The 10,744-nt window shown below is 69.0% G+C and carries 7 protein-coding genes and 1 pseudogene; 1 reads left to right on the forward strand and 7 read right to left on the reverse strand.

Going from position 1 to position 10,744, the window contains the following annotated elements; genetic code table 11:
* The coding region (locus AC2W7C_RS07565; protein WP_486000893.1) for an alpha/beta fold hydrolase at positions 1–250 on the forward strand (250 nt) is incomplete at its 5' end.
* Between the two features lie 6 nt (positions 251–256).
* On the opposite strand, the gene AC2W7C_RS07570 is transcribed toward AC2W7C_RS07565, so the two are convergent.
* From AC2W7C_RS07570 to AC2W7C_RS07600, 7 genes and pseudogenes are all read right to left on the reverse strand, one after another.
* Positions 257–1,111, reverse strand: coding sequence for a DUF3298 and DUF4163 domain-containing protein (locus AC2W7C_RS07570; protein WP_486000894.1), 855 nt, complete (start codon positions 1,109–1,111; stop codon positions 257–259).
* Between the two features lie 11 nt (positions 1,112–1,122).
* Entirely contained in the window at positions 1,123–2,127 is a 1,005-nt protein-coding gene (locus AC2W7C_RS07575) for a UbiA family prenyltransferase (protein ID WP_486000895.1), read from the reverse strand.
* Positions 2,128–2,195: 68 nt separating this feature from the next.
* A complete protein-coding gene (gene ligD, locus AC2W7C_RS07580; RefSeq protein WP_486000896.1) occupies positions 2,196–4,805 on the reverse strand; it encodes a DNA ligase D in 2,610 nt (869 codons plus the stop codon).
* A gap of 65 nt (positions 4,806–4,870) precedes the next feature.
* Positions 4,871–6,190, reverse strand: a complete 1,320-nt coding sequence (locus AC2W7C_RS07585) for an ammonium transporter (protein ID WP_486000897.1) — start codon at positions 6,188–6,190, stop codon at positions 4,871–4,873.
* 194 nt (positions 6,191–6,384) lie between these two features.
* A complete protein-coding gene (locus AC2W7C_RS07590; RefSeq protein ID WP_486000898.1) occupies positions 6,385–7,404 on the reverse strand; it encodes an NAD-dependent epimerase/dehydratase family protein in 1,020 nt (339 codons plus the stop codon).
* A gap of 38 nt (positions 7,405–7,442) precedes the next feature.
* A pseudogene (locus AC2W7C_RS07595) lies at positions 7,443–9,850 on the reverse strand (glucan 1,4-alpha-glucosidase).
* Positions 9,851–9,861: 11 nt separating this feature from the next.
* Positions 9,862–10,744: alpha/beta hydrolase (locus AC2W7C_RS07600; protein WP_486000899.1), on the reverse strand; the 883-nt coding region annotated here is incomplete at its 5' end.

The following is a 10,744-nucleotide window of genomic DNA, read 5'->3' on the forward strand; positions in this document are numbered from 1 at the left end:
CCGCGATCCGCGAGGTGATGCTGACGGACGCGCGGCCGGCCTGGCCGCCATGACCACGCCGGTCTGGGCCCCCTACGCGTCGGACGCGGAGGGCGGGGCGCCGGCCGCCATGGCCGACGCGGTCTGGACCCGCGAGTATGCGAGCTTGCCGAACGTCAAGCTGATCCGGGTGGACGGGAGCCGTCACTTCATCATGGCGGACCAGCCGGCGCGCTTCGCCGAGATGATGGACCAGTTCCTCGCCGACTGAACGGGATCAGCGAGCGACCGGCGTGACGTCGCCCGCCTTGGCAAGCCGGCCGCCGAACTCGTCGGCGTAGGCCACGGCCAGCAGCGAGCGGAAGGTCGTCGCGGGCAAGGCGATCTCATAGGGACCTTCCGCATAGGGGCCGACCTGATAGGGGCCGATCAGGAAGGTGAGGCCCGCGGCCCTGCCCGATTGGTCGCCCGGCGTCAGAACGAACTCCGTCGCCGCGGCGCGGGGGCAGGACCAGTCCTTGCCGCCCAGGGTCACCGCGGCGCTGTCGGGGACCCGCGCGCGCTTGGCGGCGTTGATGGCCGAGCACAGGGCCTGGTCCAGGACGCTCAGGTCGGCGCCCTTGCGGAACAGGTCCGCGAAGCCGATCCGTCGTTTCAGCGCCTTGTCCCAAAGGATGCCGCTGGTGAGGGTGTTCGGGTGGGCGCCGCCCGAATAGTCGAAGTCCACGCGCTTCAGGCTGAGCAGCTTGGCGGTTTCGCCGGCGGCCGTGACGGTGATGGTCTTCTCGTACGGCGGCTGGTCGGCGTCGCCGCCGGCCTCGGTCCGGTCACCCTGGGCGCCTTCGACGAACTGCCGCAGTTTGCGGACCTCCTCGGCGTAGAGGGCGGCGTGCAGGTCCCCCTGGCCCTTGAGCGCCTCAGGCAGCGTCAGGCGGACGTTGGCGTAGGGAGTCTTGGTTTCGAACGCCATCGGCGCGGCCGCTTCCGCCGGAATGACGGCCGCCGCCTGGCCGGGCGCCGTGGGGGCCGCCGCCTTCTCCTGATCGCGGTTGCAGGCGGAGAGGGTCGCGCCGACGGCGGCGAGGAGCAGCAGTCCTCGGGTCAAGCCCAAGGATGACGAGAACGGGGACATGCGGATCTCCTTCACAGCGAAAGCTGCACCGAACCGAGAATGATGGCCAGAAGCAGGATGAAACCCGCCTCGCGATTGGATTTGAACAGGCGCAACGCCCACGCGCCGTCGTCGGGCGCGATCCGGCGGGTCTGCCAGGCCAGATGCAGTCCATAGGCGGTCAGGCCGGCGTAGAACAGCGGACCCAGCCCGGCGGCCAGGCCCGCGCCGGCGGCGAGGACAACGGCCAGCAGGTAGAAGATCCCGACGCCGAGGCGGACGTTCGGGCCCAAGCGGCGCGCCGAGGATTTCACCCCGACCATGGCGTCGTCCTCGATGTCCTGGAGCGCGTAGATCGTGTCGTAGCCGAGGGTCCAGAACACGCCGCCGAGGTAGAGGAGGATGGCGGCGAGGGTGAGCTGGCCGGCGTTCAGTTGCAGCAGGTCTGCGGAGCCCTCGGCGTAAGCCCCGCCCTCCCACAGCGTCAGCGTCGCAGCCGTGGCCGCCGCGAACCCCATCAGCGCGCCCCAGTTGAAGGTCAGGCCCAGCCAGGCCTGGGGCCACCAGGTGATGCGCTTCATGAAGGGATAGGCGGCCACAAGGACCAATGAGCCGACGCCCAGCAAGATGGCGGTCCAGTTCAGGGTCAGCAGGATCAGCAGGCTGATCAGGCTGCAGCCGATCGTGAAGGCGAGCGCCTTCTTCACGCTGATCCGCCCCGAGGCGACCGGACGGGCGGCGGTACGGGCCACCTTCACGTCGATGTCGCGGTCGACGATATCGTTTAAGGCGCAGCCGGCGGCGCGCATCAGGCACGCGCCTATGCCGAAACCGACGACCAGCCACAGATCATGGAGATCGGGCGTCTCGCGGTACGCCGCCAGCGCCAGGGCGATCCCCTGCCAGCCGGGTAGAAGCAGCAGCCAGATGCCGATCGGCCGATCGAAGCGGCCCAGCTTCAGCCAGGGCTTGAGGGCCTCCGGCGCATGGCGGTCCACCCAGTTCGATCCGGCATCGGGCAGGGGGGCGGAGGTCATGGCCCGGGTTGTAGCGGTTTGGAGGGTGATGGGGGAATCCCCTTCCCTCCGTCATCCGGGATGGGCGTTCAGACCCCGAAGGTTTTCAAGATCGGACGCAGATTTGCCTCGGCGGCGCGGAAATCCTTCCATGGGTCGGGCTTCTTCAGCAGGGCCGCGGCGTCGTGCAGGGTGTAGGCGCGAGGATCCAGGCCGGTCTTCACCTGTCCCCAGGACAGGGGAAAGGCCAAGCCCGCGCCCGGGCGGGCGCGGGGCGACCACGGCGCGACGGCCGTCGCCATGCGACCATTGCGCAGATAGTCGAGGAAGATCTTACCGCCGCGGGCCTTCTTGGCGATCGTGGTGGTGAAGCGGTCGGGATCGTCGCGGCGCACGTCCTCGCACACCGCCTTGGCGAAGGCCTTGCACTGGTCCCAGTCGATGCGGGCGCGCGCGTCGGCGCGGATGGGGACGACGACGTGCAGCCCCTTGCCGCCGGTGGTCTTCACGAAGGGATTCAGCCCCAGATCCTCCAGTCTGGCCTTCACCACCTTGGAGGCGCGGATGACGTCGTCGAAATCCAGGCCCTCGTCGGGATCCAGGTCGAAGGTGATCTGCTCCGGCGTTTCCGGATCGCCAGGCTTGCAGCCCCACGGATGGAGCTCCAGGCCGCCCGACTGGCCGATGGCGACCAGGCCGCCGACATCGACGACGCCGACGTAGGGCTTGCGCTCCTTCACGTCGATCAGCTTCAGGCGCGGGTTGGAGCCGGGTATGGCGTGGCGCTGGAAGAACCGCTCGCCGCCGATCCCCTCGGGCGCACGGATGATCGAGACCGGCCGGTCGGCGACGTGGGGCAGGATACGGCCGGCGGCCATCTCGTAGTAGCGGACCAGATCGGCCTTGGTGAGGGCGGGGCGGCCGCCTTCGGCAGGCCACAGGATCTTGTCCGGGTTCGAGATGGAGACGCCGGCGACGGTCAGCCGGCCCTTGGCAGAGCGACCGCCGGCCGTCTCGCCCGGAATGGTCAGCTGAGCGGGGCGCGAGACTTTTCCCTTCTCTTTGGAGAGGTCGGCGGGAGGCTGTGGTTCTTCGACGACCTCGGCGGCGGCCTTGTCCTCACGCAGGCCCTTGAAGGCCGCCTGGCGCAGCGAGCCGGTGTCGGTGTAGCCGCCGTGCTCGATCTCGGCGACCAGGATCGGACGGGTCCAATGGATGGTCAGGCCGCCCGCGCGCGACTTGCGCGGCGCACCCTTGCCGACGAAGGGGTTGTCGTCGGTCTCGGCGGCCTTCAGGGCGGGCAGCAGGGTCTTCAGGAGCGGCTGGTTGTAGCCCGTGCCGACGCGGCCGAGGTGGCGCAGGCCGTCCTTTTCCCTGACGCCGACGATGAGCGAGCGGAAACGGTCGCCCTCGGAGGTCCAGCCACCGATGACGACCTCGTCCCGACCCCGGCATTTGGACTTCAGCCAGGTGGAAGACCGGCCGTCTACGTAGCGGGCGTCCAGCTTCTTGGAGATTACGCCTTCCAGCTCCATGCGGCAGGCGCTTTCCAACACCGCCTGCCCCGTGGTGGCGAAATGGTCGACGTAGCGGATGCGCGAGCGAGCGCCCTTGGGGATGCGGTCGATGTAGGCGAGAAGCCGGGCCTTGCGGTGCGAGAGCGGCAGATCGCGCAGATCCTCGGGCCCCTCGAACAGCAGGTCGAAGGCGAAGTAGACCAGCCCGCCCGTCTCCTCCTCCGAGATGGCCGCCTGAAGCGCCGAGAAGTCGGGCATATGGTTCTCGGCCAGGGCGCAGAGCTCGCCGTCGACCACCGCGTCGGGCCACGCGGCGGCGTCATGGGCCAGTTCCGGAAATTTGCTCGACCAGTCCAGGCCCCTGCGGGTGCGGATCGTGGCGCGGCCGCCGCCGGAAGCGACCTGAAGGCGGTAGCCGTCGAACTTGATCTCGTGCGCCCAGCCCTCCCCTTGCGGCGGATAGTCCGCGACCTTGCAGAACTGAAGCGGAACGAAGGCGTGCGGCTTCTTGGCGTGCGCCGTGACGGCCGGCCGGGCCTGGGGCTTGGGCGGGGCCTTGCGCGCGACGGGCTTGGACGAGGTCCACTGTTTCCGGCCCTCGGCGATCTCGGTCAGGCTGCGGCCGGTCGTGACCGAGGCGTCGATCTCCATGTTGGCGTCGCCCTCGCCCGGGACGGCGAACTCGTCCTTCTCCTTGATCAGCAGCCAGTTGTTGCGCTTGGACGGCTTGCCGCGGTCGGAGCGAAGGCGGATCAGCGCCCACTTCCCCTCCAGCCGTTCGCCGTGAAGGATCATCTTCACGCTGCCCTTGCGGAAGGCCGCCTCGAGATCCTCCTCCTGGGGCTCCCACTCTCCGCGATCCCACATCTGGACCGTGCCGGCGCCGTAGTTGCCGGCGGGAATGGTCCCCTCGAAGCCTCCGTAGTCGAGCGGGTGATCCTCGACCTCGACGGCCAGGCGCTTGACCGAGGGATCGCGCGAGGGGGCCTTGGTGACCGCCCACGACTTGAGCACGCCGTCCAGCTCGATGCGGAAATCGTAGTGCAGGCGCGTGGCCGCATGGCGCTGGATCAGGTAGCGCAGCCCGGACCGGCGGGCCTTGCCCTTCTTGCCCGCCGGCTCGGGCGTGGCGGAGAAGTTCCGCTTCTTCTTGTAGGTATCGAGTTCGCCGCGGGCTGGCATGGCGGAGTCAACGCGGCGAAGGCGGGTGCGTTGCGGTTCCTCCCTCAAGGAAGGATTGCGCCGCGCTACTGGTGAATGGTCTCCCCATGCTGGGTGTAGTCCAGGCCCTCGATCTCGTTTTCGCGGGTGACGCGCAGGCCGACGGTGAACTTGCAGATCATCAGGATGACGAAGGTGCCGACGGCCGACCAGGCCATGACGGCCAGCAGGCCGATGATCTGGTTCAGCACATTGGCGTTCTCGCCCGCCGGGTTGATGGCGGCGGTGGCGAAGACGCCGGTCAGGATCGCGCCGACGATGCCGCCGACGCCGTGCACCCCGAAGGCGTCCAGGCTGTCGTCGTACTTCAGGGCGCGCTTCAGCCAGACCGCTCCGGCGTAGCAGGCCGGGCCGCACAGCAGGCCGATCAGGAAGGCGCCCTTGGGATCGACCAGGCCGGCTGCGGGCGTGATCCCGACCAGGCCCGCGACGACGCCGGACAGCAGTCCGAGAAGCGTCGGCCGCTTGTGGTCGATCCACTCGATCGCCGTCCAGCCGATCGCGGCGGCGGCGGCGGCCAGGATGGTGTTGAAGGCGGCGACCGCGGCGATCCCGTCCGCCGCCCAGGCCGACCCCGCGTTGAAGCCCAGCCAGCCGACGAACAGAAGGCCGGTGCCGATGGCGGTGAAGGCAAGGTTGTGCGGCGCCATATTGTCCCGGCCGAAACCGTGGCGGGGCCCGAGCACCAGAGCGGCGACCAGGCCGGCGACGCCCGCGTTGACGTGCACCACCGCGCCGCCGGCGAAATCCAGCACGCCCAGCGAGCCCATCCAGCCGCCGCCCCAGACCTGATGGCAGATCGGGGCGTAGACGATTAGGTGCCACAGGGCGAAGAACAGGATGGAGGCCGAGAATTTGATCCGCTCCGCGAAGGCGCCGGCGATCAGGGCCGGGGTGATGATGGCGAAGGTCAGCTGATAGGCGATCCACAGGAACTCCGGCAGGCCGGGGGCCAGGCTGTGGGCCGTCGATGGGGTGACGCCGTTCAGGAAGGCCGCTTGCAGCCCGCCGATGATCCCGTTGGTCGCCGGGCCGCTGGAACCGAAGGACAGGCTGTAGCCGATCGCGAACCACAGGACGGTGACGATGGCCAGGGCGGCGGTGGAATGGGCGATGGTGGCGATGACGTTTTTCTTGCGCACCATGCCGCCGTAGAAGAGCGCCAGGCCGGGCAAGGTCATCAGCAGGACCAGGGCCGTCGAGGTCAGGATCCAGGCGGCGGAGGCCTCGTTCAGCAGCAGCGGCGCCTGGTGGGCCAGAAGCGGGGCGGCGGGGGCGGCCAGCGCCGGTGACGCCAGAGCGACGGAGGAAAGGGTCGCGAGGCAGGCGAGAAGCGGTCGGGTCATGAAGGGCGTCCGGCAGGGAGGTCGCAACGATCTCGGCCCGAACCCGCGTTCGACCCGCGGACAAGGATAGGAACCTATTGCGCCGCAACAGGCAATTCATTTCGTGTGCGGTGCAATAACATCCGGTGACGTTGCGGATTATCCAGCCATCGCCTGTCGTAAGGGCAAGTTTGATCTCGCCCTTCGCGGATGCGTCAGACTTGATAGAAGTCGCGATACCAGTCGACGAAGCGCTTCACCCCGACGTCGATGGGGGTCGACGGCGAATAGCCTAGGGCGTCGCGGGTCTCTGTCACGTCCGCCTCGGTGCGCGTCATCTCCCCTTCCTGCGTCGGCAGGATGTTGAGCACGGCCTTGCGGTCGAGGGCCTGTTCCAGGACCTCGATGTAGCGGGACAGCTTCTCGCGGCGTCCCGCTCCGAGATTCAAGATCCGCCAGGGGGCGACGCCGCTGGTGGCCTGCCCCGGGGCGTCGGAGCGCCAACGCGGATCGCGGGCCGGCACGTCGTCCAGCGCGGCCACCACGCCATCGACGATGTCGTCGATGTAGGTGAAGTCGCGCTCCATCGCGCCCTCGCCATAGACGTCGATCGGTTGGCCATCGAGGATGGCCCGCGTGAATTTGAACAGGGCCATGTCCGGGCGGCCCCAGGGCCCATAGACCGTGAAGAAGCGCAGGCCGGTGGTCGGGATGCCGAAGACGTAGGCGTAGCTGTGGGCCATGGCCTCGTTGGCGATCTTGGTGGCGGCGTAGACATTCAGCGGATGGGCTACACCCTGCTGGACGGAGAACGGCAGCGCGGCGCTGGCGCCGAACACTGAACTGGTGGAAGCGAAGACCAGATGCTCGGCCTTCACCGCTCGCGCGCCCTCGAGGACGGTCAGAAACCCGACGACATTGGAATCGACATAGGTCTCCGGATTCTCGACGCTGTAACGGATGCCGGCCTGGGCCCCGAGATGGACGATGCGGCGCGGCCGGTGCTCGGCGAACAGAGCCGCCATGCCGGGACGATCGGCGAGGTCCAGCTTATGGTGGACGTAGTTCGGAAATGTCCGCAGCCGCTCGAGCCGGGCCTGCTTCAGCGCCGGATCGTAGTAGCTGTTCAGATTGTCGACGCCGATCACCGTCTCGCCGCGCGCCAGCAGCCGCCGGGCGGTGTGGAAGCCGATGAAGCCGGCCGAGCCGGTGACGAGGACGGGGCCCGAGGTCATGCGTCCTCGTTAGCCCCGCTCTCGCGCCGGCGCCAGCGTCAGCGAGCGTACCGCTCCTCGACCGGCGCATACCGGTCCCAGATGGCGCGGTCGGCCAGCGAGCGCAGCAGCTTGACGTATTCGGCGTGGGTCCAGGCCAGGGGCGTGGCGGAGTTGGTGCCTTGGCCGGGTCGGTACCGGTGCGGGGTCGGGTTCCCCACACCGTCCCAGGCTTGTTCCGGCAACAGCAGGCCGCCGTTGGCGAAGCTCTCCATGCCGCGGACGTAAGTCTGGCGGAGGCCGCCGAGATTGGTCGCCCACCAGCCTTCGTCGCCGGATCCGTCCTGAAGCAGGGCGGCCAATTCGTAGTGGCCGCGCTCGCCTGTGAAAAAGGGCCAGATCCGGCCGCGCTGGCCGGGGTGCATCTGGCCGCCGACGCCGTAGTTTCCGCCGTTTCGGTCTGCTCGCCATAGCCGTCGTTCCCGTAGCGCCTGTAGCCGGGGACGCCGTTCACGTCGTAGCGGACGCGGAACCGATCCTCGCGGGTCTGGTCGTCGTACTCTGGCAGGGTGTCGGTGATCGACGGCGCGTTGGCCGCGCGCACGCCGTAGCGGACCAGTTCCAGGAAGCCGCCGTCGACGATGCGGTCCTCGGGCTGAGCCGGCTGGCCGTTGTTCTCGCCGATCGGGGCCTTGTCGTTGGGATCGTCGTTGCGGGTGATGCGCACGAAGTAGCGATGGTTTCCCCATTCTCCGTTGGTCGTGAACATCCGCGCCTCGATCTTGGACTCGTAGTCGTCGGCGGCGGCCTGATAGCGGGCGGCCGAGGCCTCGTCGCCCGAGGCGCGGGCGATCTCGGCCGCGACGGTCAGGCCGGTGATCACCGCGGCGGTGGTGGATGGGGAGTGGCCCTCCTGCTCCTCCCAGCGTTCCTGCTGGGTCCACGGCGGGGCGACCTGGCGGTCGTTCCACAGCAGGCCGATCCGGCCGCCGTCCACCAGGAAGTCGGCGGCCGGTTTGATCATCCGGCCGTACATGGTCCGCATCTCGGCGTCGGAGACCAGGCCGGCCTTCCACAGCTTCCAGCCCAGCATGATCGGCATGGCGGTCTGGTCCAGCTGGACCCCGACCCATTCGATCTCGCCGTCGACATGGGTCTTTTGCAGGAACCAGCCGGTGGCGCCGGTGTTGCCCGGCGTTTCGGCGTCTACCTGCACCTGGGGCAGGTAGCGGAAGGCGGCCAGCGGGGTCTCGGTGTCGCCGAGCGCCAGCAGGGCCATGGCCACCTGATAGAAGTCGCGCGGCCAGACGGCCTTGTAGCCGGTCGAACTGTTGGTCGCGTCGACGGTGTCCCCCCAGGGGTTGCTGAGCGAGGCGATCAGTGCGCCGGCGTGGGTGCGATCCTCCTGCACCTTCAGCATCAGGGCCGAGGCGTAGGCCAGCTTGCCGCCGTCGGTGGACTGTTCGGCCAGGCGGGGCAGGTCGGTCAGGGCGGCGAGGTAGTCCTCCCAGCCGAGGCGGTCGCCCTCGCCGTTGAAGCGGGCCAGGACCTCGTCCAGGCCGGTCTGGGTGGTGGCGTCGATGGCGGCTTCGGCGTCCGCCTCGGTCGACCCGAAGCCGATGACGAAGCTCCGCTCAGCGGTCTCGCCCTCGGCAATCTGGCCTATCGCGCCCGTCAGCATGATGTTGCCGCCCTCGCCGCCTGTTGAGCGGTAAGACTGGTCGAGCCGGCCGTCGGCGAGATCGGTCAGGCCGTCTGATCGGCCGACGAAGCCCACGCTGGTCGCGAGGAAGGGCCGGCTTGGGCGGAGCACCAGGTGCACGTCGCCCTCCCAGGCGTGAAGCTTTGACGGCAGGAAGCCGGAGGCTTCTCCATCCACGATCATGGCGGTGGGCCACGCCTCACCCTGGTCGCCGACGCCGGTGTTGGCCATGTGGGGCTCGAGCAAGACGTAGGGCGTGATCTCGCCGCGCAGGGCCTTGATCGAGACGCGCACGACCAGGCTCTGGTGGTCCGGGTCGGTGTAGATCCGCTTCTCGATCTCGTAGCGGCCCTGCCGGTCGGTGGTGACCACCCGATAGGCGGGCGACAGCGGCCGGCCCTGGGCGTCGACATGCAGGTATTCGGTGCGGCTGTCGGTGTCGGTTCCCTCGACCGAGAGGCCGGTGTCGGTGACGACGGCGAAGCGCATCTGCTTGATCTGGGCCTCGTGGATCAGGCCGTACATGGTCTCGGTCAGGACGCCGTCTGCGATGGAGAACCAGACCCGGCTGACGTCGCCCGTGCGACCGCCGTCCTGGTAGTGGCCGTCGACATAGGCCTCGTACGACGCGCCGGCCCCCGTCTTGGCGGCGTTGACCCAGGTGGGGGTGTCGCCGGGCGCGCCGGGGGCGTCGTCTTGCGCGATGGCGGGCGCGGCGAGGGCGGCCAGGGCGGCGCCGATCATCAGGCGGGTCAGGATGCGCATGGGAAAACTCGTCAGGCGGGAGGAAGCAGGAAGGTCAGGGGGACGTCGAGCCGGGCGTTCCAGCTCTTCTCGTTGTGCTCGGCGCCGGGGAAGACCAGCGAGCGGAAGCGGTCGGGGCTCCAGCCGGCGGCGCGGACGGTCTGGTCGATGCGCGTCTGGAACTCGGCGTAGAACTGGTCGAGGGTTTCGTCGCCGCGATCGAAATAGAGACGATGGCCGCCGACCGGAGGCAGGCCGGCACGGACGACCCCGGTCCATGCGGCGACCAGCCGCTCGCGCCAGGGGGCGAGGACGACCGGGTCGTCCAGGCCCTCGATCTTCAGCGGCCAATGGGTCGAGACGCAGCCCACGCTTCCGAAGACGAGCGGGTATCGCAGCAGGGCGTAGAGCGAGATCAGCCCGCCCATGCTGCTGCCCATGATCGCGGTGTCCTCGCGACCGGGACGGGTGCGGTAGGTCTGGTCGATGAAAGGTTTGAGCTCCCGGACGAGAAAGCGCAGGTAACCGTCCGATAGGGGTTCGCCGCCGTAGATGGCCTGGACGTCGGCGCGCATGTCGTCGGGCAGGGCGCGGATCAGATCGGCGGGGACGTATTCGCGCAGGCGGAGCGGGGTGTTGTGAATCCCGACGACGATGGGCGCGCGGATTTGCCCGGAGGCTTGGAGGCGAGCGACGTGCTCATCTACGCCCCATTCGGAGCCATAGGCCGCGCGGGCCCCGTCGAACAGGTTCTGGCCGTCGTGCATGTACAGCACCGGCCAGCGGGCGTCGGGGCGCTGGTCATAGCCGGGCGGCAGCCAGACGGTGACGTCGCGCGGGGCGGCGTGGGCTGAGGCCATGGTCGGATGCTGGACCAGCCGGCCTTGGGGTCGAGCGTCGGCGCGGGCCGGGCGG

The sequence above is a fragment of the Brevundimonas sp. CURTG3B2_SDJG genome, assembly GCF_057364705.1.